Here is a 22,273-nt window from a genome sequence, read left to right as displayed (position 1 = left end):
GTGGGTCACGTTCCTTAGGTGTGGAGGGAGTTGGTGCCGGTCGAAGTCGGAAGAAGCTGGTGGGGTTCGAAGCCGGAGGCCGTTGGCGGGAATCGGATCAGGAGGTGGTTGGTGGTGGTGTTCGGAGCCAGCGATGGTCACGCCATGAGGGGGTTGGCGATGGTGACGTAGACCGACTGGGTGTCGACCGGGCCGATGAGTTCGTCGAGGCCGTGCAGCCGGGTCAGCAGGTTGGCCTTGCAGCGCAGGACGGGTGAGTCGAGCAGGCGGGCCGGGAGGGAGGTGCGCAGCCGGGCAGGGCCGGAGGCCACGTCGCCGAGAAAGCGGCGGAAGGCGGAGAGCAACAGCCGCTCGTCGGCGAGACGTTGCGATCCGAACGCTCCGATGAGACCGAGTACGTTGTTGATCGCGAGGTAGTACGCGAAGCGTTCGTCGGTGACCTCGTCGGAGACGAAGGTGTCGCTGTGTTCGCCGATGCCGGGCAGCCGGGCATCGAGTTCCTCGCGCCGGGATGCACGGAAGTAGTAACCCTGGTTGTCGCGGTAGCGGCCACCAACGGGCCAGCCATCGCCGTCCAGCAGGAGCAGCGTGTTCTGCTGGTGCGCCTCCAGGGCGATCCCCGCTTCGCTGTCCAGCCACAGCACGGGCCGGACGACCTGCTCCAGGTAGCGCAGGAACCACTCGGTGGCGACAGCTCCGCGCGACCGGCCGGTCCGCGCGGCGAGGCCGGTGACGACCTCGGCCAGGCGGGACCGCAACACGGGTGCGCCGGACGCGGAGTGGCTGGTGTGCGAGGTTGTCGCCGGTCCGACGGCAGTGGCGCTCTGTCCGGCGTACGGCCGGAGCGAGACGAGCCCGGCGATGCAGGACACGTCGTCGGACGGGCTGAACGGGTTGTGCCGGATCACCACGTCGAGTCCGGCCAAGGGCAGACGGGCGTCCCCTTCGGCGCGGCCAACCTGCGCGCTGCCGCCGCTCCTACCCGGGTCGGCAGCACACTCACCCGCGCCCCGCTCCCCCGAGTCGGTGCCGTACTCGTCGTCCAGCGCGTCGACGGCCAGCCACGCCGGGTCGCGGACGATGTCGAAGCCCGGGTGGGCGGCGCGCCACTGCTGGGACAGACCGGTGCGCAGCAGGCGGTGTACCTCGACGCCGCGGTGGAGTTCCTTGCGGAGGTTCTCGCGGCGGGAGTTGGTGATGCGGAGGCCCAGGGACAGTTTGAGCATGGCGGGGGCGCCGGATTGGTGGACGGTTCGTACGGAGGAGGTGGGGTGCCACGGGGCGCCATGAGTGCCGAGGTCCTGGATCGAGCCGGCGTCGAGCAAGGCCGCGATATCGGCACGGTGTTGGATCTCGCGCCACTGCCACGGGTGAAGGGGAAGAGCGGCATGGCCTTCGGGCAACGGCAGTTCGCGGCCGGCGAGTCGGGCGGTGAGGTGGGCAGCGGGGACAGGTCGACCGCGTTCGGTCCAGGCCGAGTCGGTGGCGAGTACGGAAGGGGTGACAGCCAGCCAGTGCAGCGGGAAATAGCCGCGCAACTCCGGTGAGTACAGGCGGGCTTCGGCCTCGGAGAGACCCTCGCGGCTCTTCGGGGTCGGGTGCAGCGGGTGGCCGAGCAGGAGTGCCTGTTCGGCCGAGAGGAAGAGATCTGGGCCGTCGGCCGGACGGGCGCGGCGGTCGGTGAGGAAGGTGACGGTACGACGGACGGAGTCGGCTACGCGGGCCACCAGGTCGGTCACGGCTTCGGGTGCCGTTGCGAGTGCCGTTGCCGTCGCTGTTGCGGGTGCTTGTGTCGCTGCCGTTGTCATCGGCTCGTCAGCGGCTCCGGCGTCGCGGCCGACCGCCTGCGACACCGCTGCCGCGGAGTCGACGGTCGCCGTATCAGCACCCGTTGCGGAGTCGCCGTCGCGCACAACCGTCTCCCTGGCGAGCAACGCCGCGACCGTCACCGCGTCGGCCGGTGGTGCGCCGTGGGGAGCGTCCGACAGGTGCGGAAGGCCGAAGCGGTGCCAGCCCGTCGGGGACCAGTAGTGGACCTGAGCGAGCAGGGCCGTGTTGCTGGCGGGGAGGGGGATGCGGAGGGTGCCGTTGGTGGGGGCGGGGAGGTTCGTTTCGCGCACCCAGCAGCGCAGGAGGTTCTCGACGGCTGCGGCCTGGGCGGCGGTGTGGGGGTCGGGGTGCTCCAGGAGGTCGGTGATCGTGCCGCGCGGCTGGCCTGTTTCCGGGCTGCGGGGCCGCTGCCGGGGAACGGACTCGGCCGACGCCGCCGCCAGGGTCTGCGTGTGTCGAAGGCTCGCCTCGTGGGAGGGGCCGTCATGAGAGTGACCGTCAGAGGTGGGCGTGGGATTCAAGACTGTTCCTCGGGAGGTGATTCGGAGTGGCAAGCGTGTGGGGTCGAGTCCCGGTGTTTTGGCGGGCGTTGGGCTTGGGCGTTGCGCAACTCGTTTTGCAGGTCAGTCGAGTTGACGTCTGGTGGCGCTCCGTCTTCCGGAGTGGTTGCCTGGACCGCCGTCGGCCTGGGCGGGTTCGAAGAAATTCCGGCGAGATTCGGCACCCCGGAGTCGGGGCCGACGAGGCCACGCTCAGACTCGCCCGCACCATCAGCTCTCATGCCGTGGTGAGTGCTGGCGAAGGCCTGGACTCCAGTGCGCCCGGTCGCACCCCGGAGGATCCTGAACGCGGCCCCGACCACGCCGGTGTCGGTATCCGTCGGCCCGCAGACCCGCACGCGCACGTGGTCGGCAAGTTCGGGCCGCAGCGCACGGAACAGTTCAACGACGACGAAGGCGTCCCTGACAGGAGTCGCGAGGTTGAGCGCGCGGTGCGGGGCGCCCGAGTCGAGGACGTTGCAGATCGTCTCCAAGACCACGGGGTGGTTGTGCCCGAGAGGCGCAGTCCCGGCGCCGGAAACGCAGTCCAGGCGACGGCGGCCGTCAGTGCCCTCCACGGTCAGGCCACGCGTCCGCGCCGACACGGTGGGAAGGGCCCGTGCGTAGGTCCGTGCCGCCGGCTCACGCACCGACCGACGCCGCCGGTTCCCCTGGCGTCCCTCACACGCCGACCGCCGCCAGAGCTTCCCCTCGTAGCCCTCCGGCACCACCCGTACCACCGCGGACACACTGCCAAGTCCGCTCGCCCCGCCCCCCGCGAACCCCCATCTCCCGTACGCAGACGCAGAGTTGGCCACGGTTCTCGTCCCTCCCGCTGTCCATGGGCGAGTTGAGGTCTCGCGTCGCCAGGGGCGCGGGGCACCGCGCGTCGACAGCAGGCCCCCGTCGGTACAAACCCCGCACCGCTCACGGGGTTACGGGTCGCCTCAAGATCCTTGCCGTGACGGAACCGTTGCCGTTCCGTGGGAAGTCCCCCACAGCGAGCGCATAGTGTGTGATGCCGTTCCTGAAGGCCGTGAGTTCAGCGTGAACTCACCATGAGTTCCGGCTGAGATCACAGCCGTGACGCACCATCCGTACACCCAGGGGGAGTCAAGACCATGCGATCGATACGGCCGTCCTTCACTGCCCGTCGTGGGAGGGGCGCGCGTCGCGGAACCTCCCCCGCCCTGGCCGCCGTTGCCCTCGCCTCGGCGCTCGCGCTCACCGCGACCGCGTGCGGCTCCAGTGACACGAAGGCCGATGGCAAGTCCACTGCGTCCGCCACCAGCAGTGACACCGGTGACGGCAAGATCAAGATCCCGGACGACATCAAGGACAAGCTCAAAGAGCGCGGGATCGACATCGACAAGTGGAAGGGCGGCGCCTGGAAGAACTGGAACAAGGACGACTGGCTGCGCGAGGCCGACGACTACATCAACCCGATCATCCAGGGACTGTGGAGTTCCGGCCGGATGCGGGACGCCAACGACCCTGACACGGGCGTCGACACCAACGACATCTCCGGTGACCAGGGCGTGACCGACCCGACGCCCGCGGCGGTGGACGCGAAGGCCGTGACGCCTACGTACCACGCCAACGCGGCGACGGCGGGCAAGGTGTTCTTCGACTCCCCCGAGGGCACGATGGTCTGCTCGGCGACGGTCGTGGAGGACCCGGCGCACCCGGGCAAGTCCAACATGGTGTGGACGGCGGGCCATTGCGTGCACGCCGGCAAGAAGGGCGGCTGGTATCGCAACATCGCGTTCGTGCCGTCGTACAACAACGCGGGCCGGTCGGCGGCCCAGTTGGAGACCGCGACCCGGGAGCAGGTCGCTCCGTACGGGGTCTGGTGGGCCGACTGGGCGCGGACCTCGCAGCAGTGGATCGACCAGGGCGGCGAGACGGGTGGGCAGGGTTCGTCGTACGACTACGCCGTGATCCATGTGACGCCCGAGAAGGGCACAGGGGGCAAGTCCCTTGAGGAGACAGTCGGTTCGGCGCTTCCGGTGAACTTCAACGCGCCGGCCGTGCCGAAGGTGTCCAGCATCACGGCGACCGGCTACCCCGAGGCGAAGCCGTACGACGGTTCGACGCTGTACCAGTGCACGGACAAGCCGGGACGGCTGTCGATCAACGCCTCGGACCCGACGATGTACCGCATCGGCTGCACCATGACCGGCGGTTCGTCCGGTGGCGGCTGGGTCGAGACGGGCTCCGACGGTAAGCCGTCGCTGGTGTCCAACACCTCGATCGGCCCGGTGACTTCGGGCTGGCTGGCGGGTCCGCGGCTGGGCGATGTGGCCAAGGGCGTGTACGACTCGGTCAGCAAGAAGTTCGCCGACCAGTAGGCGGACGGACGGCGGTCGGTGCCCCGCACACACACCTGAGGGCCACCCCATGTGGGGCGGCCCTCAGGACTTGCTGTGCTACGACCCGTCAGGCCAACGGTGCCGGGACGTACGGCGCGAGTTCCGCCGCCAGTTCCTCGTGCACCCGCGCCTTGAGCTGGGTGCCCTCCGGGGTGTGCTCCTCGGAGATCACCTCGCCCTCGGAGTGGGCGCGGGCGACCAGCTTGCCGTGGGTGTACGGCACGAGCCCCTCGATCTCGACCGAGGGGCGCGGCAGTTCGCTGTCGATGAGCGCGAGCAGCTCGTCCATGCCCTGGCCGGTGCGGGCCGAGACCGCGATGGAGCGCTTCTCGTTCCGCATCAGCCGCTGGAGCGTCAACGGGTCGGCTGCGTCCGCCTTGTTGATGATCACGATCTCGGGCACCTTGGTGGCGCCGACATCCCGGATCACCTCGCGTACGGCGGCCAGCTGCTCCTCCGGGAACGGGTGCGAACCGTCCACCACATGCAGGATCAGGTCGGCGTCGCCGACCTCCTCCATCGTGGAGCGGAAGGCCTCGACCAGGTGGTGCGGCAGGTGCCGGACGAATCCGACGGTGTCGACCAGCGTGTACAGCCGTCCGCCCGGGGTCTCGGCCCGGCGCACGGTCGGGTCGAGGGTCGCGAACAGCGAGTTCTCGACCAGCACGCCCGCGCCCGTGAGGCGGTTGAGCAGGGACGACTTGCCGGCGTTGGTGTAACCGGCGATCGCGACCGAGGGCACCTTGTGGCGACGGCGCTCCTGGCGCTTGATGTCGCGGCCGGTCTTCATGTCCGCGATCTCCCGGCGCATCTTCGCCATCTTCTCGCGGATACGACGCCGGTCCGTCTCGATCTTGGTCTCACCGGGACCGCGGGTGGCGAGGCCGCCGCCCGAGCCGCCGCCCATCTGACGGGACAGCGACTGGCCCCAGCCGCGGAGCCTCGGCAGCATGTACTGCATCTGCGCGAGCGCGACCTGCGCCTTGCCCTCTCGGGACTTGGCGTGCTGGGCGAAGATGTCGAGGATCAGGGCCGTACGGTCGATGACCTTGACCTTGACGACGTCTTCGAGGTGGATCAGCTGGCCCGGGCTGAGCTCACCGTCGCAGATGACGGTGTCGGCGCCGGTCTCCAGGACGATGTCCCGCAGTTCGTTGGCCTTGCCGGAACCGATGTACGTGGCCGCGTCCGGCTTGTCGCGGCGCTGGACGACACCGTCGAGCACGAGGGCGCCCGCGGTCTCCGCGAGGGCGGCCAGCTCGGCGAGTGAGTTGTCCGCGTCCTGCACCGTTCCCGTGGTCCAGACGCCGACGAGTACGACGCGCTCCAGGCGGAGCTGTCGGTACTCGACCTCGGTGACGTCCTCGAGCTCGGTGGAGAGGCCGGCGACACGGCGCAGGGCCGCGCGCTCGGAGCGGTCGAACTGGTCGCCGTCCCGCTCTCCGTCGATCTCGTGGCTCCAGGCGACGTCCTCTTCCATCAGGGCATCGGCCCGAAGACCTTCGGGGTAGGCGTGCGCGAGGCGCTCAGTGTCCTGGGAAGGGGAAGAAGAGGAGGTCATTGGGTCCTTACGTCGATGGGAGTCCTGCAAAGGTCATAACGTGCGAGCGCCTCCGGAGATTCCCGGTGGCTGCCGGGTGTGTACCCGGTGACCCGCGCCGCCGACCTGACGATGGTCGCACGGCGCGGATCGTCACGTCACTGCCTTATTTATTGCCCTGTCACCGCTTTATTGCCCCTTCACCGCCTCATTTCACCGGTGCCTGCGACTTCCAGTCCGGGTGACCCGGCATCGTCGGGGTCGTCTCGCCGTAGAGCCAGCCCTGGAAGAAGTCGCTCAGGTCGCGGCCGGAGATCGCGGAGGCGAGTTCCTCGAAGTCGGCGGTGGTGGCCGTGGCGTCCCGGTGAACGCTCACCCAGGTGCGCTCCAGGCGTTCGAAGGCCGGGCGGCCGATCTCCTGGCGCAGGGCGTAGAGGGCCAGGGCGGCGCCGTCGTAGACGTTGGGGCGGAAGATGCTGATCTTCTGGCCGGGCGCGGGCGCCTTGGGGAGTGCGGGCGGTCCGCCGGCGGCGCGCCAGCGGTCGGAGGCCGCGTAGGCCGCCTTCATGCGCGTCTCCATCGGCCGGTGCGCCTTCTCCTCGGCGTACAGCTCCTCGTACCAGGTGGCGTGTCCCTCGTTGAGCCACAGGTCGGACCACGTGCGGGGGCTGACGCTGTCGCCGAACCACTGGTGGGACAGCTCGTGCACCATGATCGACTCGACGTACCACTTGGGGTAGGCGGGCTCGGTGAAGAGATCTCTCTCGAAGAGAGAGATCGTCTGCGTCTCGAGTTCGAAGCCGGTGGACGCGTCGGCCATGAGCAGCCCGTACGTCTCGAAGGGGTACCGGCCGACCTTGCCCTCCATCCAGGCGATCTGGTCGGGGGTCTTCTTGAGCCACGGTTCGAGCTGCTTGGCGTCCTTGGCGGGTACGACGTCGCGCATCGGCAGGTCGTGCGGTCCGGTGCGGTGCAGCACGGCGGAGCGGCCGATGGACACCTGGGCGAGTTCGGTGGCCATGGGGTGCTGGGTGCGGTACGTCCAGGTGGTGTTCCTGCCGACCTTGTCGACGCCGGCCGGCAGTCCGTTGGCGACGGCCGTGTAGGCGTTGGGGGCGGTGACCCTGATGGTGAACATCGCCTTGTCGGAGGGATGGTCGTTGCACGGGAACACCAGGTGCGCGGCATCGGCCTGGTTGGCCATCGCGAGCCCGTCCTTGGTGCGCACCCAGCCGCCGTCCTGGCCCTTGGCCGACACCGGGTCACTGGTGTGCCGCACGGTGATCCGCGTCCAACTCCCCTCGGAAATCGGCCGCTCCGGAGTCACGACCAGATCCTCGCCGGCACTGGCGAAGGTGGCGGGCCGCCCATCGACCTCGACCGAGTCCACGGTGCCGTGCGCGAAGTCGAGGTTGATCCGGTCCAGCGTCTCGGTCGTCCACGCGTCGATCGTGGTGACGGCCTGGAGCGGCTTGGTGTTGCTGCCGGGATACGTGAACGAGAGGTCGTACGACGCCACGTCGTAGCCCGGGTTGCCCAAGGTCGGGAAGAGACGGTCACCGACGCCCAGGGGCGTGGGCGGCGCGCTCGCGGCGACGAGACAGACGGACACGGCGGAGGCGAGCAGCGCCGCCTTCAGCCGTCGGGAGTTCCTGGTGCGCGACCGGGGAGCCGAATTACCGGAGCCGGTGCGGGGGATGCCGATGCCGGTCGTGCCGGTGCGAGGGGTGAGCAGCATGCCCCACCGCTACCAGCGCGCGCGTGCCCCACGGCGCCGACTCGCGCCCGGCCCACTCGAACGGGGTCTTCCCGGGGGCTTACGGGGCGCTGGGCACACCGGGGCGTGCGGGCGGGCACGTGCCGGCGCGGGCTCTCCGGGTGCCGGGGGTGGCGCACGCCCGCGCGTGCCGTCTCGGAGCGCCGGAGGGGAGGCCCGCGCGTGGTTTCGAGGCGCCAGGGTACTCAGGCCGAGCGCGCCTCAGCGGGACGGGCCGTTTCACGTCGGCGCACACCTCAGAGGACCGGGCGCTCAGCATCGGTGTGTATCCCAACGGGACAGGGGACCAAGGCGGACGCGGGACCCCGAAGGCCAAGGGCCGTTCAAGCCCCACCCCCACCTCAACGGGCCGGCCGCAACGCCCGCGGCCCGCTCAGAAAGCGGGCGCGTTGTGGTGCTGCGCCCGGCTCACGTCGTAGACGCCCGGTACGTTGCGCATCGCCCGCATGAGGGTCAGGAGGTGGGCCGCGTCCGGGAGTTGGAGTGTGTAGGTGTGGCGGACGCGTTGCTGGGTCGGGGGTTCGACGGTCGCCGAGACGATTTCCGCGCCCTCCAGAGCGATCGCTTCAGTGAGGTCGGCGAGCAGATGCGGGCGGCCGAACGATTCGGCTACCAGCGTGACCCGGCACTCGGTGGTGTCGCCCCAGCGCACACCGACTTCCGCGCGCCCCACGCCTTTCATGTGCGCCACCGCGCTGCACTCCACGCGGTGGACGGTCACGACCCCGCCGCGTACCGAGAATCCGGTGACCTCGTCGGGCGGTACGGGCGTACAGCAGCCCGCGAGCCGTACGGTCGCACCGGGCTGGTCCACTACGGGGGTGGCGGGGCGTGCGGTGGACGTGTCCGGGGTGTCTTCGGGGGCAGGGGGCGCCGACCGGGTGCTCTGCGCCTCCTCGGCCGCCTCGGCGCCCGCTCCGTCAGCGCGTCCCGGGTGCGCCGTGATCCATCGCTGGATGGCGATCCGCGCGGCGGGGGTGTGCGCGTGCTCCAGCCACTCTCTGGAGGGCTCGGAGGCCGGGTCCTGGCCCATGAGGAGCTGGACGGTGTCGCCGTCCTTCAGGACCGTACTGAGCGTCGCCAGGCGGCCGTTGACGCGGGCACCGATGCAGGCGTGGGCGTCCTCGCCGTACTGCTCGTACGCGGCGTCCACACAGGTCGCGCCGTCGGGCAGGCCCAACGTGCCGCCGTCGGGCCGGAACACGGTGATCTCGCGGTCCTGGGCGAGGTCCTCGCGGAGCGTCGACCAGAAGGTGTCGGGGTCGGGCGCGCCCTCCTGCCAGTCGAGGAGGCGGGAGAGCCAGCCGGGCCGGGTGGGGTCGGCGCGCTCGCCGTCGTTCGCGGCCTGTTGCTCCTCCGAAGGAGGAGCGTAGGGATTGCCGAGCGCAATGACGCCGGCCTCGGCGACCTTGTGCATCTGGTGGGTGCGGATGAGGACTTCGACGACCTGGCCGTCGGTGTGGGCGACGGCGGTGTGCAGCGACTGGTACAGGTTGAACTTGGGGACGGCGATGAAGTCCTTGAACTCCGAGACCACGGGCTTCAGGCAGGTGTGCAGTTCGCCGAGGACGCCGTAACAGTCCGCGTCCTCGTTCACGAGCACCAGGAGGCGGCCGAAGTCGGCGCCGCGCAGTCGGCCGCGCTTGCGGGCCACGCGGTGCACGGAGACGAAGTGCCGTGGCCTGATCAGGACTTCGGCCTGGATGCCGGCGTCGCGCAGGACGGTGCGTACCTCGTCGGTGACCTCGGCGAGCGGATCGTCCGCGCGGGAGGAGTTGTCGACGATCAACTCGCGTGTGTGGTCGTACTCCTCGGGGTGGAGGATCGCGAAGACCAGGTCTTCCAGTTCGGTCTTGAGCGCCTGGACGCCGAGCCGTTCGGCGAGCGGGATGAGGACGTCCCGGGTGACCTTGGCGATGCGGGCCTGCTTCTCGGGGCGCATCACGCCCAGGGTGCGCATGTTGTGCAGCCGGTCGGCGAGTTTGATCGACATCACGCGGACGTCGCTGCCGGTGGCGACGAGCATCTTGCGGAAGGTCTCCGGCTCGGCGGCGGCGCCGTAGTCGACCTTCTCCAACTTCGTTACGCCGTCGACGAGATAGCGCACCTCCGCGCCGAACTCCTCGCCGACCTGATCGAGCGTCACCTCCGTGTCCTCGACGGTGTCGTGGAGCAGAGAGGCCGTCAACGTCGTGGTCTCGGCGCCGAGTTCGGCGAGGATCAGGGTCACCGCGAGAGGGTGTGTGATGTACGGCTCACCGCTCTTGCGCATCTGGCCGCGGTGCGAGGACTCGGCCAGCACCCAGGCGCGGCGCAGCGGTTCGAGATCGGCGTCCGGATAGTGGGCGCGATGCGCCTCGGCGACATGGCCGATGGCGTCGGGCAGCCGGTCGCGCGCGGTGGGGCCGAGCAGGGCGGCCCGGCCTAGCCGGCGCAGGTCGATCCGGGGGCGGGCCTTCCTGCGGGGCACTGTGTTGATCACAGGGCCTGGGCTCGCAGGGTTCGTGGCCTCCGCACTCATGGGCACCTCCGGCTGCTTGACCGGCGGACGGGTGCCCCATGGCGTACTCGGCTCAGGGGATCTTCGATCCCCCGTCCGGGCCGGTGCTTGATGCTACCGAGCCCACCACGTGCGACTGACCGCCTCTCGCCGAGCGTGAAACGGATCACCCATTCGAGCGAAGGTCAGGAGGTTTACGGTTTTGCGCCACGACATAGGACGTCAGCCGTGGTTTCCAGCCGCACCGGACACCGAAGACTTCGGATCAAGGCGCCTGGAGCGGCCAAGGCTGCGATTCACCCGTTCAGCGGATGGCGTTTTCCAGCCACTCTGTGTCGATCTCGCCTTCGGCGACGATCACCGCGGGACCCGTCATCTCGATCTGACCGTCGGGCCGCTCGGTGATCACCAGCGTTCCACCGGGCACATCGACCGTGTACGTCGCGTGTGTCCCGGTGACGGCCGGGTCGGCGCCGTCCCTACGGGCGGCGGCCACGGCGACCGCGCACGCGCCCGTGCCGCACGAGCGGGTCTCGCCGGCACCGCGCTCGTGCACACGCATGGCGACGTGCCCGGGGCCGCGGTCGACCACGAACTCCACGTTCACGCCCTCCGGATACGCGGCGGGCGGGCTGAAGGGCGGTGCGGAGTACAGGTCACCGGCGTGCGCGAGGTCGTCCACGAAGGCGACGGCGTGCGGGTTGCCCATGTTCACGTTCCGCGCGGGCCAACTGCGTTCGCCCACGCTCACCGTGACGTCCCCTTCGGGGAGGCGGGCCTTGCCCATGCCGACGGTGACATCACCGTCCTTGGCGATGTGGACGGTCTTGACTCCCCCGCGCGTGGCGACCGCGATATCCCCTTCGGCCACATGTCCGACGCGCTGGAGATAGCGCGCGAACACACGCACTCCGTTGCCGCACATCTCGGAGACCGAGCCGTCGCCGTTGCGGTAGTCCATGAACCACTCCGCCTCGGCCGCCATGTCCCGCGCCTCGGGGTGCGCGGCGGACCGCACCACATGCAGCAGGCCGTCGCCGCCGATGCCCGCGCGACGGTCGCACAGGGCGGCCACGGCGGCCGGGGAGAGGTCGATGACGTTCTCGGGGTCCGGGACGATCACGAAGTCGTTCTCGGTGCCGTGCCCCTTGAGGAAGGCGATCCGCGTGCTCATTCCTCGATCGTACGGGGTGGCTATGACAACCCGACGACCCCCGTGACCGGCCTCGCGACTAGCGCAGCCGGGCCACGCGCCACACGGCCAGGACCACCACTACGGCCACCACCAGGGCGTACGCGATGACGACCCGCCAATCCAGGCGTCGTCCGGAGCCGCGCTGCGGGAAGCCGGGCCAGATGTGGCCGACGCGGCGGGCAGCCGTCATACCCCAGCCGGCCGCGCAGGAGCAGATGAGCAGACCGAGCATGGCGACCACGGCCCCGCTGTCGCCGAAGTCGAAGGCGAGCGGGAAGGCGAACATCAGGGAGCCGACCGCGGCCAGGGCCACGATGGGGGCGAGCTGCCAGATCCGCAGCCGGCGCTGCGGGCGCAGCTCGACCTCGACCTCGGGTCCGGCGAACATCTCGTCGGGCCCGGGACCGTCTGCGGTCACGCCGCCCTGGATCTCGTCCGGGCCGTCCGGGCTCAGTAGGCCGTCGCCCTCTTCCGGTTCACCACGGTCCGTTGTGACCTGCTCGATGCCTTCTGCGGTGTCGCGAGGGCCGGCCTCCATCGCCACGCGCCCTCCCAACTCGGACTCCACTTGGTCGATCGAAGCTCGATGATGGCACGCCCCCGAAGGCCACAACGGCGGCCGGAGCGTCCCGATGCCATGACGTGATCAGGCTGTGACCGGTCGTTCGACCAACGCCAGTGCCAGGTGCGGCAGTTCTGCGAGATCCGCCGCGGCCCCACTCAACCAGTGCACCCGGGGATCGCGTCTGAACCATGAATCCTGGCGGCGCGCGAAGCGCTTGGTGGCACGCACGGTCTCCGTGCGCGCCTCCTGTTCCGTGCACTCCCCCGCGAGCGCCGCGAGCACCTGCTGATAGCCGAGCGCGCGGGACGCCGTGACCCCCGCGCGCAGTCCGCGCGCCTCCAGCGCCCGCACCTCGTCCACGAGCCCCGCGCCCCACATCCGGTCGACTCGGCGCGCGATGCGCTCGTCGAGTTCGGGGCGGGCCACGTCGACGCCGATCTGGACGGTGTCGTAAACCGAGTCGTGGCCGGGGAGGTTGGCCGTGAAGGGCTTGCCGGTGATCTCGATGACCTCCAGGGCCCGGACGATACGGCGGCCGTTGCTGGGCAGGATCGCGTGCGCGGCCTCGGGGTCGGCGGCGGCCAGGCGGGCGTGCAGGGCGCCCGAGCCGCGAAGCGTGAGCTCCTCCTCCAGGCGGGCCCGGACCTCGGGGTCGGTGCCGGGGAACTCCAGGTTGTCGACCGCCCCGCGCACGTACAGCCCGGAGCCGCCGACCAGGATCGGCCAGCGCCCCTCGGCGAGCAGTGCGTCGATGCGCTCACGGGCGAGCCGCTGGTACTCGGCGACGGACGCCGTGACCGTCACGTCCCAGATGTCCAGGAGGTGGTGCGGGACGCCGCCGCGCTCCTCGGGCGTCAGCTTGGCGGTGCCGATGTCCATCCCTCGGTAGAGCTGCATGGAGTCGGCGTTGACGACCTCGCCACCTAGGCGCTGGGCCAGGAAGACGCCCAGATCGGACTTTCCGGCCGCGGTCGGTCCGACGACGGCGATGACTCGGGGGGCGGGGGGTGCGCTGCTCACGTTCCCAGTCTCGCAAACGTCTGACCCTGGCCTCGAACGAGTTACGTGACAGCCCGTGCGTGGGGTCGTTGCCCGTTGCGAGGTATCCCGCCGCCGGTTTCGGGAGGCGGTGACCCGGGCGACGCAAACGGACGCACCGGGCTACGCGGGATTTCGCCCGCACGAGTAACGTATGGAGTTGATATGGGCGTTTTTGACCGATTTCTTCGGAGGTCGAAGGCTACGGAGGAGGCGTCAACCGCCGAAGCGCAGGCCGACGCGCAGACGGCCGAGGACCTGACGGCCGAAGCGGCGGACGAGGTGTCGGAGTCCGAGGCGGGGGCAGAGGTCCAGGAGGCGGCAGGGACGACGGAGCCGGAGGCCGGCGAAACCGTCGAAGCTGCCGGGGCCGCGGACGGCGTCGACAGCGTCGAGATCCCCAAGCAGCAGTCCGCCGTAGAGGCCGCCGACAACGAGGCCGGTGAAGGCGCCCGCACGTAACTGCCCCGCGTGGAAAGGTGAACCATGGGTCTGATGGACAACTTCAAGGCCAAGCTCGGCCCGGCGAAGGACAAGGTCTCGGGTCTCGCTCAGCAGCACGGAGACAAGATCGGGAACGGGCTGGACAAGGCCGCGAAGATGGTCGACGAGAAGACCAAGGGCAAGTACAGCGACAGGATCCAGACGGGCACGGGCAAGGCCAAGGACGCCATGGACCGACTCGCGCACAAGGACGAGCCGGGAGGCGCGGGAAGCCCGGTAAGTCCAGGCGCTACGGGGCCGGAGGGCAGCGGCCCGACCACCCCGCCGGGCTCGACCCCGCCGGCTTCCTGAACGACACCCGCACATCGATCGGCGGACGGCCGCGGAGCGTAGGGCTCCCCGGCCGTCCGCCGTTTCGTGAGGCGGAGGTGGGCCCTAGAGGACACGTTGCAATTCAGGGCGGGGGTGGACGCGGTTCGCAGGCGCTACGACCGCCCCGCGCGCACCCGTCGCATGCGCGACGGCCACGTCGGGCCGCGCGTGTACCGCCCTGGCCCGCCACACGCGTGTGTCACGGCCGTCGCCGGAGGGCGTACGGCCTCCTGCCGCCCGCCGTTCCCGGGCGGACGCACACCGCCGCCCGGTGTCACGCCTGAACGACGCTCGGACGCCCCTCGCGGGGCCCGCCCCCGCCACCGACGCCCACGGAGGTAGCGCCTCCTCAGCCGCCCCACCATTCGCAGGCGGACGCACGCCGCCGCGCAGGGCCACAACTGGGCGACGCGCAGACAGCCCACGACGCCCCGCACAAGCGTTGCGCAGAGCAGCAGTCACGCAGGGGTGCTGCCGCTCCCGGAGCTAACGTCTCTCCAGCCGCACCGCCCCGCCCCGCATCTCCACGCCCGGGCGGCGCGTCGCCCGGACACTTCAGGACGCTCCGCGCGAGCGACGCTCAGCCCCGCCACCCACGGGCGACGTCACGAGGTGCACGCCATCCCCGCCCCGCGGCCCCCTACATGCCTACGCCTACGACCAGGTCGCGACCAGGTACCCGACCCCGTACGGCGCGTCCTCGTACAGCAGCGCGCCGCCGAGGTCCGCGCCCTCCGCCGCGCCCGCGAGGACCTGCCACGGCGCGCGGCCGGAGGCCTTCAGTTCGTACGCCAGCTCCGTGTCCAGCAACTTGAGGGCCGCCACGTCCGCCGCCCCCAGCGCACGCGCGACCTCCGCGTCGAAGGGGGCCGCCCGCTCGTCGAGATAACCCGGCGCCTTGAGCGTCCGGCACGCGCTGGCGTCGCCCATCACCAGCAGCGCGACCCGGTCGGCCTGCGCGACGATGTCCCTCCCGGTTTGAATACACCGCTCGGCCTCAAGAGGTTCCCCCACGCCGAGTCCCTCGATCGGGGCGTCGGACCACCCGGTCCGCTCCAGCAGCCACGCGGCGACAGCGAGCGAGGGCGGAAGCTCACGCTCCGACACCGCGCCCCCGTCCTCGGGCCGGTCGCCGCCCAGCCGTACGTCGAGATCCACTCCGAAGCCGCGGAACGAACCCCGGGTGCCCGCAGGATGCGGCCCACGCCCGCTCTGCTCGGCGGGTCCGACGACCACCAGGCGGTCGGGTCGGGCGGCGGCGAGCACGCCCAGCGCGTCGGTGCACGCGGCCCGCGCTGCGGCCAGCTCGGGCGCGGCACCTGCGGCGACATCGGGGACGAGGAGCGGCGGGCAGGGGCAGACTGCGGCGGCTACGAGCATGGCCGGAACACTAACAAGCGGGCACGGGCAGCGACGGCCGTGGGGACACGGGCGAACGTACCGGTACCGGTCAGGTCGGTTCCGGCCCCACCCAGGTCAGGGCACCGCTGTCGTGCAACAGCTCTGCGACCGCAGACGGACAGGCCGCAGGCGGACAGGCCAAGGGGATCGGGAGCCTGCCCGCTCGTGAAGAAGCCCTCGCGGACGTGGAGAAGCGTCCCTCAGTCGCAGCCGCAACCGCTCCCCGTGGCGACCGGCAGCGGCGCGGGTGCGCCGATCTTCGGCAGGCCCAGCATCACGCCGGCCGGCTTGGCGGCCTCGGCCGCGTTGCGCTTCTGCCAGGCGTCGCCCGCGCGCGTGGGGCGCACGTTCAGGGCGGGGCCCTCGGCGAGGAGGTGGTGCGGGGCGGCGTATGTGATCTCGACCGTCACCACGTCACCGGGGCGGACCTCCTGGTCCGGCTTGGTGAAGTGGACGAGACGGTTGTCGGGCGCGCGCCCGGAGAGGCGGTGGGTGGCGCCGTCCTTGCGGCCCTCGCCCTCGGCGACCATCAGCTCCAGGGTGCGGCCGACCTGCTTCTTGTTCTCGTCCCAGGAGATCTCCTCCTGGAGGGCGACGAGACGCATGTAGCGCTCCTGGACGACCTCCTTGGGGATCTGGTTCTCCATGGTCGCGGCCGGGGTGCCGGGCCGCTTGGAGTACTGGAACGTAAACGCTTGCGCGAAGCGCGCCTCCCGGACCGCGTGCATCGTCTGCTCGAAGTCCTCCTCGGTCTCGCCGGGGAAGCCCACGATGATGTCGGTGGTGATGGCGGCGTGCGGGATGGACGCGCGGACCTTCTCGATGATCCCCAGGTAGCGCTCCTGGCGGTAGGACCGGCGCATGGCCTTGAGGATCGGGTCGGAGCCGGACTGCATGGGCATGTGCAGCTGCGGCATCACGTTCGGCGTCTCGGCCATCGCGGCGATGACGTCGTCGGTGAAGTCGCGCGGGTGCGGCGAGGTGAACCGGACGCGCTCCAGGCCCTCGATCGCGCCGCACGCGCGGAGCAGCTTGCTGAAGGCCTCGCGGTCGCCGATGTCGGAGCCGTACGCGTTGACGTTCTGGCCGAGCAGCGTGATCTCGGAGACGCCCTCGCCGACCAGGGCCTCGATCTCGGCGAGGATGTCGCCGGTGCGGCGGTCCTTCTCCTTGCCGCGCAGCGCCGGGACGATGCAGAAGGTGCACGTGTTGTTGCAGCCGACGGAGATCGACACCCAGGCCGCGTAGGCGCTCTCGCGCCGGGTCGGCAGCGTCGAGGGGAAGGCCTCCAGGGACTCCGCGATCTCGACCTGTGCCTCTTCCTGCACGCGCGCGCGTTCCAGCAGGACCGGCAGCTTGCCGATGTTGTGCGTGCCGAAGACGACGTCCACCCAGGGCGCCTTCTTCACGATGGTGTCGCGGTCCTTCTGGGCGAGGCAGCCGCCGACAGCGATCTGCATCCCGGGCCGCTTCGTCTTCATCGGGGCGAGCCGGCCGAGGTTGCCGTAGAGCCGGTTGTCGGCGTTCTCGCGCACGGCGCAGGTGTTGAAGACGACGACGTCCGCGTCCCCGTCCGACCCTTCGGGCGCGCGCACATAACCGGCACCCTCCAGGAGACCGGAGAGCCGCTCGGAATCGTGAACGTTCATCTGGCACCCATAAGTGCGCACTTCGTACGTTTTGACGTCCACTGCCCCGCTCCGGTCACCGCTGCTCATGTGACAAGGGTAGGCGGTACCGGGAGTGGCTCTTCCGGCGGCCGAAGACCGCCGCAGCTCACGTCACTCGTCACCCGCGTCCCACCCCTGCTTGCGCAGCACCCCCGCCACATCCGGCGCCTCGTAGTGCTCCCCCTTGAGCACCTTGCCGTCGGCCCGGCGGGCGATCTCACCGTCCGGGCCGATCTTGGTCATGTTGGCGCGGTGAATCTCGGCGATCACCGCGTCGAGGTCGACGCCGTGGACGAGGGCCGTGCCGTACGCGACGTAGACGACGTCGGCCAGCTCGTGCGCCAGCCGGTCGAGGGGGCCGCTCACCGAGACCTCAGCGACCTCCTCGGCCTCCTCGGCGAGCAGTTCGCCCCGGTGGGCGGCCAGGTCGGGGGCGACCTCGGTGGGTGTGGTGCGGGCGTCGAGCCCGAAGGCCAGGTGGAATTCGCGGACCAGGTCGGCGGGCGAAGAACTCATGCGACGACCCTAGTAGCCGCCACTGACACTCCTGGCCCGCAGGGGTCTGTCGAACGGATCAGCCCGCAGACGCGGGGCCGACACGCACTCCCCCACGTACCGGCACCGATCAGTCACCGCCGATGCGTCCGCCCGAGCCGTGCCCTGTCCCGCCGCGCCCTGGTCAGCACCAGGCACGGACTGGCAGGATCGCGCGCATGCTCAAGGTGTTCTCCCGTATCAGCAAGCGCCGGGCCCTGCAGGGCGCTACCGCAGGCTTCGTCGCATTCGGGCTGTTGCTGTGGTGGCTGCTGCCGCTGGGCGACGAGCCCCCCACAGGGACGATCACCTTCAGCACCGGGACGCCGCTCGGGGTCTACCAGAAGTACGGCAAGCTCCTGGACGACGCGCTCGACAAGAACATGCCGGGCCTCAAGGTGACGCTGAAGAACAGCGCCGGGTCGCAGGAGAACGTCAGGAGTGTGGCGATCGGCCGTGCCGACTTCACCATCGCCGCGGCCGACGCGGTGGCGGCGTACCAACTGGACGGCAAGCCCGGTGCCGCCGGGCTGCGCGGAGTCGCGCGCCTGTATGACGACTATGTGCAGCTCATCGTCCCGCGCGACTCGCCCATCCGGTCGGTCGCGGATCTCCGGGGCAAGCGGGTGGCCATAGGGCTGACCAACTCGGGTGTACGGCTGATCGCCACCCGGGTGCTCACGGCGGCGGGCATCGACCCCAAGAAGGACATCACGCCGATGGCGGATGGCATCGACACCGGGCCCGAGCGGCTCAAGCAAGGCAAGATCGACGCGTTCTTCTGGTCGGGTGGGCTGCCCACGGACGGCCTGAAGGACCTCGCCACGCACTACGCGTTCCGGTTCGTGCCGATCGAGGCGGACCTCGTGGCCAAGATGCACGAGCAGGGCGACGCCACCCACTACTACCGCGCCACCAACATGCCGGAGTCGGCCTACCCCAGCATCCAGCAGGGGTCCACCGTCCCGACCATCGCCGTGTCCAACCTCCTGATGACCCGCAAGGACGTGAACGCCAGGCTCACCGAGTGGATCACCAAGATCGTGATCAAGAGCCGCGACGAGATCGGCAAGAAGGTCCACTCCGCACAGCTGGTGGACCTGCGCACAGCGATCTACACCGACCCCCTGGCCCTGCAGGAGGGCGCCCGGCGCTACTACCGCTCCGTCAAGCCGTAGGCCGCAGAGCCTTGGCCCGTGGAGCCCCAGGGCCCCACCCAGGTCCCTGGGTGGTCCGCTCAGGCCGCGGAGCCGCGGGACCTCAACACCGGCCCCCGGGGCGCCCGTTCAGGCCGTAGGCCCGCTCCTGGGCACCGAGACGGTCACCTTGAGGCCGTGCGGCTCGTGGTGGTCGTAGGCGAGGGAGCCGCCGCCCGCGGCCAGCAGGACCTTGGAGATGGACAGACCCAGGCCGGAGCCCTTGATGTTCTGGTGACGGCCGCTGCGCCAGAAGCGGTCGCCGACGCGGGCGAGTTCGTCCTCGGTGAGGCCCGGGCCCTGGTCCGTGACGACGATGGTCGAGGTCTCGCCGTTCGACGCGACCGTCACCTCGACGGACTCCCCCTCGGGCGTGAACTTCACCGCGTTGTCGATCACCGCGTCCAGGGCGCTGGACAGCGTGACCGGGTCGGCCCAGGCCGTGGTGGGCGGGCAACCGCCCACCAGCCGCACGCCCTTGGCCTCGGCGGTCGGTGCCCAGGCCGCGACGCGCTCGGCGGTCAGCGCGCCGATGTCGGTGATCCTGAGGTCCGCGTCCGCGTGCTCGGCCAGGGCCAGGTCGAGCAGGTCGTCCAGGACCTGGGTCAAGCGTTTGCCCTCGGTGCGGACCGAGGCGATCTCTTCGTTGTCCTCCGGCAGTTCGAGCGCGAGCAGTTCGATGCGCAGCAGCAGCGCCGAGAGCGGGTTGCGCAACTGGTGCGAGGCGTCGGCGACGAAGGCGCGCTGCTGCTCCAGCACGTCCTCGACGTTGTCCGCCATCTCGTTGAACGAACGGGCCAGGCGCTGGAGTTCCGGCGGCCCGCCGGCGGCGGCGACCCGGGACTTGAGGCGTCCGGTGGCGATGTCGTGGGTGGTGGCGTCGAGGATCCGTACGGGTCGCAGGACCCAGCCCGTCAGCCGTAGGGCCGCGCCGACGGCCAGCAGCATCGCGGCGATCTCGCCGGCGCCGATCGTCAGCCAGCCCCTCAGGATCCGTGAACGCATCGACCCGGTGGGCGAGTCGGTGACCACGACGGCGACGACGTCACCGTCCCGGATGACCGGCGAGGCGACGACAAGGCGACGGCGCTGCCAGGGCCACACCTGCTTCGGGTCGTGGCTGCGACGGCTCAGGAGCGCCTCGTTGAACGCGTCGCGCACCTCACCCGTCTTGGGCAGCAGGAAGTCGCCCGGCGCGTTCGCCATGGAACTCAGGCTGCGGTAGAAGACGCCCGCACGGATGCCGTAGACCTCGTAGTAACTGGCGAGTTCACGGTCCAGGGTCTCCTGGCGTTCGTCCGGGACCGTGTCCGCCGGGCGCGTTCCCGTAGGCACGTCGGTGACGAACTGGGCGAGGGCCGCGAACCGCGCGGTGTCGTCGATACGGTCGACGATCACCTTCTGTTGCTGCGCCGCGGCCACGCTGACGGCGAGCGGGAAGCCGAGCGCCAGCAGCACGGCCGCCATCAGGACGATGAGCAGCGGGAGAAGACGTGTGCGCACCCGTGCCCGCTACGCGGCCGGAGCGACGAGCCGGTAGCCGACGCCTCGTACGGTCTCGATCAGCGCGGGCATCCGCAGTTTGGCGCGAAGGGAGGCGACATGCACCTCCAGGGTGCGTCCCGTGCCCTCCCAACTGGTGCGCCACACCTCGCTGATGATCTGCTCCCGCCGGAACACCACTCCTGGGCGCTGTGCCAGCAACGCCAGCAGATCGAACTCCTTGCGGGTCAGTTGGACGATCGAACCGTCCACGCTGACCTGACGGGTGGGCAGTTCGATACGCACCGGGCCGAGCCGCAGCGCGGTGTCGCCGCCGCCGCTCGCGTCCTCGTGGACGCTGCGCCGGCTGACGGCGTGGATGCGGGCGAGCAGCTCCCCGGTGTCGTACGGCTTCACCACGTAGTCGTCGGCTCCGAGGTTGAGGCCGTGGATGCGGGAGCGCACGTCGGAGCGTGCGGTGACCATGATCACCGGGGTGCTGGTGCGCTTGCGGATCTTGCCGCAGACCTCATAGCCGTCCTGGTCGGGCAGGCCGAGGTCGAGGAGGACGACTCCGAAGACGTCGCCCTCGGGGACGAGTGCCTGGAGGGCCTCCTCGCCGCTGCGGGCGTGCGTGACGTCGAATCCGTGCCGCGCCAGCACCGCGGACAGAGCGGCGGCGACATGGTTGTCGTCCTCGACGAGGAGCAGTCTCATCCCGGCCCCCTCCGGTTCATCGTTCGTATGGTGTCGGGCTGTACAAAAGCACGTCTCACGCGCGCGTGCACCCAGGCAGTCACGCTGATGGACGAAGACGCCGTCAAGAAGGTTCCGGTTGCGCGGAGCTTCCGTTATCCAGCCGGTACGGATCCCGGCAGCAAACTGCTACGACACGTGTCCTATTGCTATCCGATCGTGATGCTCAGATCTCGCTCAGATGTGATGACGCTGGTCGTACGGCGTCACTACTGTCCTCCGCAACCGACGAGGACGGAGCCAGCAAGCGATGACCGAAGTATCGGTGGCCAAGGAAGATGTGGCCGCGACCGGCGAACTCGTCGTCCTGAAGAGCGTCAACAAGCACTTCGGCGCGTTGCACGTACTCCAGGACATCGATCTCACGATCGCCCGCGGCGAAGTCGTCGTGGTGATCGGGCCTTCCGGGTCCGGAAAGTCCACTCTGTGCCGCACCATCAACCGCCTGGAGACAACCGACTCGGGTTCGATCACGATCGACGGCAAGCCGCTGCCCCAGGAGGGCAGGGAGCTGGCCCGACTGCGTGCCGATGTCGGGATGGTCTTCCAGTCCTTCAACCTCTTCGCGCACAAGACCGTGCTCGAGAACGTGATGCTGGGTCAGATCAAGGTCCGCAAGGCCGACAAGAAGCAGGCCGAGGAGAAGGCCCGGGCGCTGCTCGACCGGGTCGGCGTGGCCACCCAGGCGGACAAGTACCCGGCCCAGCTGTCCGGCGGTCAGCAGCAGCGCGTCGCCATCGCGCGGGCACTGGCCATGGACCCCAAGGTGATGCTCTTCGACGAGCCGACCTCGGCCCTCGACCCGGAGATGATCAACGAGGTGCTGGAGGTCATGCAGCAGCTCGCCCGGGACGGGATGACGATGATCGTCGTCACCCATGAGATGGGCTTCGCCCGCTCGGCCGCCAACCGGGTGGTGTTCATGGCCGACGGCCGCATCGTCGAAGAGGCCGTGCCGGACCAGTTCTTCAGCAACCCGCGCAGCGACCGGGCCAAGGACTTCCTCTCGAAGATCCTTCACCACTGACGACCACGGACGATCAGCGCCACCACCCACCGACG

18 protein-coding genes are annotated in these 22,273 nt (G+C 70.1%); 5 read left to right on the top strand and 13 right to left on the bottom strand.

Going from position 1 to position 22,273, the window contains the following annotated elements; genetic code table 11:
* Positions 1–137 precede the first annotated feature (137 nt).
* Both OG588_RS36935 and OG588_RS36930 read right to left on the bottom strand, forming a co-directional pair.
* Positions 138–2,351 (bottom strand): IucA/IucC family protein, encoded by a 2,214-nt coding sequence (locus OG588_RS36935; RefSeq protein ID WP_405951013.1) that lies wholly within the window; start codon positions 2,349–2,351, stop codon positions 138–140.
* A complete protein-coding gene (locus OG588_RS36930; protein WP_405951012.1) occupies positions 2,348–2,974 on the bottom strand; it encodes an aminotransferase class III-fold pyridoxal phosphate-dependent enzyme in 627 nt (208 codons plus the stop codon). The genes OG588_RS36935 and OG588_RS36930 overlap by 4 nt, the downstream gene beginning before the upstream one ends.
* 516 nt (positions 2,975–3,490) lie before the next feature.
* Here OG588_RS36930 and OG588_RS36925 point away from each other — a divergent pair.
* Positions 3,491–4,720 carry a trypsin-like serine peptidase gene (locus tag OG588_RS36925; protein ID WP_405951011.1) on the top strand — a complete coding sequence of 410 codons (1,230 nt, stop codon included), beginning with the start codon at positions 3,491–3,493 and terminating at the stop codon, positions 4,718–4,720.
* An 88-nt stretch (positions 4,721–4,808) separates the two neighbouring features.
* Here OG588_RS36925 and hflX read toward each other — a convergent pair whose 3' ends face one another.
* The 6 genes from hflX to miaA form a co-directional block, all read right to left on the bottom strand.
* On the bottom strand, positions 4,809–6,302 hold the full coding sequence (gene hflX, locus OG588_RS36920; RefSeq protein ID WP_405951010.1) for a GTPase HflX: 1,494 nt from the start codon (positions 6,300–6,302) through the stop codon (positions 4,809–4,811).
* Between the two features lie 187 nt (positions 6,303–6,489).
* On the bottom strand, positions 6,490–8,019 hold the full coding sequence (locus OG588_RS36915) for a M1 family metallopeptidase (protein WP_405951009.1): 1,530 nt from the start codon (positions 8,017–8,019) through the stop codon (positions 6,490–6,492).
* 412 nt (positions 8,020–8,431) lie between these two features.
* On the bottom strand, positions 8,432–10,579 hold the full coding sequence (locus OG588_RS36910; RefSeq protein ID WP_405951008.1) for a RelA/SpoT family protein: 2,148 nt from the start codon (positions 10,577–10,579) through the stop codon (positions 8,432–8,434).
* A gap of 283 nt (positions 10,580–10,862) precedes the next feature.
* Positions 10,863–11,732 (bottom strand): diaminopimelate epimerase, encoded by an 870-nt coding sequence (gene dapF / locus OG588_RS36905; RefSeq protein ID WP_405951007.1) that lies wholly within the window; start codon positions 11,730–11,732, stop codon positions 10,863–10,865.
* Positions 11,733–11,790: 58 nt separating this feature from the next.
* Positions 11,791–12,291, bottom strand: coding sequence for a hypothetical protein (locus OG588_RS36900; RefSeq protein ID WP_019060985.1), 501 nt, complete (start codon positions 12,289–12,291; stop codon positions 11,791–11,793).
* A gap of 108 nt (positions 12,292–12,399) precedes the next feature.
* Positions 12,400–13,338: a tRNA (adenosine(37)-N6)-dimethylallyltransferase MiaA gene (gene miaA, locus OG588_RS36895; RefSeq protein ID WP_405951006.1), complete on the bottom strand. Its 939-nt coding sequence runs from the start codon at positions 13,336–13,338 to the stop codon at positions 12,400–12,402.
* Between the two features lie 183 nt (positions 13,339–13,521).
* Between miaA and OG588_RS36890 the strand changes: the two genes are divergently transcribed.
* Together OG588_RS36890 and OG588_RS36885 are read left to right on the top strand one after the other, a co-directional pair.
* Positions 13,522–13,818 (top strand): hypothetical protein, encoded by a 297-nt coding sequence (locus OG588_RS36890; RefSeq protein WP_405951005.1) that lies wholly within the window; start codon positions 13,522–13,524, stop codon positions 13,816–13,818.
* Between the two features lie 24 nt (positions 13,819–13,842).
* A complete protein-coding gene (locus OG588_RS36885) occupies positions 13,843–14,151 on the top strand; it encodes an antitoxin (protein WP_405951004.1) in 309 nt (102 codons plus the stop codon).
* 675 nt (positions 14,152–14,826) lie between these two features.
* On the opposite strand, the gene OG588_RS36880 is transcribed toward OG588_RS36885, so the two are convergent.
* The 3 genes from OG588_RS36880 to OG588_RS36870 all read right to left on the bottom strand — a co-directional run bounded on the left by OG588_RS36880 (position 14,827) and on the right by OG588_RS36870 (position 17,759).
* A complete protein-coding gene (locus OG588_RS36880; protein WP_405951003.1) occupies positions 14,827–15,552 on the bottom strand; it encodes a class III extradiol dioxygenase subunit B-like domain-containing protein in 726 nt (241 codons plus the stop codon).
* Between the two features lie 221 nt (positions 15,553–15,773).
* Entirely contained in the window at positions 15,774–17,291 is a 1,518-nt protein-coding gene (gene miaB / locus OG588_RS36875; RefSeq protein WP_405951002.1) for a tRNA (N6-isopentenyl adenosine(37)-C2)-methylthiotransferase MiaB, read from the bottom strand.
* Positions 17,292–17,354: 63 nt separating this feature from the next.
* Entirely contained in the window at positions 17,355–17,759 is a 405-nt protein-coding gene (locus OG588_RS36870; protein WP_405951001.1) for a MazG nucleotide pyrophosphohydrolase domain-containing protein, read from the bottom strand.
* A 197-nt stretch (positions 17,760–17,956) separates the two neighbouring features.
* On the opposite strand from OG588_RS36870, the gene OG588_RS36865 reads away from it, so the two are divergent.
* Positions 17,957–18,955, top strand: a complete 999-nt coding sequence (locus OG588_RS36865) for a TAXI family TRAP transporter solute-binding subunit (RefSeq protein ID WP_405951000.1) — start codon at positions 17,957–17,959, stop codon at positions 18,953–18,955.
* Between the two features lie 108 nt (positions 18,956–19,063).
* Here OG588_RS36865 and OG588_RS36860 read toward each other — a convergent pair whose 3' ends face one another.
* Positions 19,064–20,476 carry an ATP-binding protein gene (locus OG588_RS36860; protein WP_405950999.1) on the bottom strand — a complete coding sequence of 471 codons (1,413 nt, stop codon included), beginning with the start codon at positions 20,474–20,476 and terminating at the stop codon, positions 19,064–19,066.
* Between the two features lie 9 nt (positions 20,477–20,485).
* Complete coding sequence (locus OG588_RS36855) at positions 20,486–21,172, bottom strand: response regulator transcription factor (protein ID WP_393050360.1); 687 nt, start codon at positions 21,170–21,172, stop codon at positions 20,486–20,488.
* Positions 21,173–21,461: 289 nt separating this feature from the next.
* On the opposite strand from OG588_RS36855, the gene OG588_RS36850 reads away from it, so the two are divergent.
* A complete protein-coding gene (locus tag OG588_RS36850) occupies positions 21,462–22,238 on the top strand; it encodes an amino acid ABC transporter ATP-binding protein (protein WP_366098002.1) in 777 nt (258 codons plus the stop codon).
* Positions 22,239–22,273: the final 35 nt, after the last annotated feature.

This window comes from Streptomyces prunicolor, assembly GCF_045162825.1.
In the GTDB taxonomy this organism is placed as follows: Bacteria; Actinomycetota; Actinomycetes; order Streptomycetales; family Streptomycetaceae; genus Streptomyces; species Streptomyces prunicolor.
Note: the sequence above shows the minus strand (reverse complement) of the source record. Positions and strands in the feature narration are given on the sequence as shown.

Excerpts from the sequence above, each read along its gene's own strand:
- OG588_RS36925 (WP_405951011.1), top strand. The coding sequence starts at position 3,491 with ATGCGATCGATACGGCCGTCCTTCACTGCCCGTCGTGGGAGGGGCGCG.
- hflX (WP_405951010.1), bottom strand. The coding sequence starts at position 6,302 with ATGACCTCCTCTTCTTCCCCTTCCCAGGACACTGAGCGCCTCGCGCAC.
- OG588_RS36915 (WP_405951009.1), bottom strand. The coding sequence starts at position 8,019 with ATGCTGCTCACCCCTCGCACCGGCACGACCGGCATCGGCATCCCCCGC.
- OG588_RS36910 (WP_405951008.1), bottom strand. The coding sequence starts at position 10,579 with ATGAGTGCGGAGGCCACGAACCCTGCGAGCCCAGGCCCTGTGATCAAC.
- dapF (WP_405951007.1), bottom strand. The coding sequence starts at position 11,732 with ATGAGCACGCGGATCGCCTTCCTCAAGGGGCACGGCACCGAGAACGAC.
- OG588_RS36900 (WP_019060985.1), bottom strand. The coding sequence starts at position 12,291 with ATGGAGGCCGGCCCTCGCGACACCGCAGAAGGCATCGAGCAGGTCACA.
- OG588_RS36890 (WP_405951005.1), top strand. The coding sequence starts at position 13,522 with ATGGGCGTTTTTGACCGATTTCTTCGGAGGTCGAAGGCTACGGAGGAG.
- OG588_RS36885 (WP_405951004.1), top strand. The coding sequence starts at position 13,843 with ATGGGTCTGATGGACAACTTCAAGGCCAAGCTCGGCCCGGCGAAGGAC.
- OG588_RS36880 (WP_405951003.1), bottom strand. The coding sequence starts at position 15,552 with ATGCTCGTAGCCGCCGCAGTCTGCCCCTGCCCGCCGCTCCTCGTCCCC.
- miaB (WP_405951002.1), bottom strand. The coding sequence starts at position 17,291 with ATGAGCAGCGGTGACCGGAGCGGGGCAGTGGACGTCAAAACGTACGAA.
- OG588_RS36870 (WP_405951001.1), bottom strand. The coding sequence starts at position 17,759 with ATGAGTTCTTCGCCCGCCGACCTGGTCCGCGAATTCCACCTGGCCTTC.
- OG588_RS36865 (WP_405951000.1), top strand. The coding sequence starts at position 17,957 with ATGCTCAAGGTGTTCTCCCGTATCAGCAAGCGCCGGGCCCTGCAGGGC.
- OG588_RS36855 (WP_393050360.1), bottom strand. The coding sequence starts at position 21,172 with ATGAGACTGCTCCTCGTCGAGGACGACAACCATGTCGCCGCCGCTCTG.
- OG588_RS36850 (WP_366098002.1), top strand. The coding sequence starts at position 21,462 with ATGACCGAAGTATCGGTGGCCAAGGAAGATGTGGCCGCGACCGGCGAA.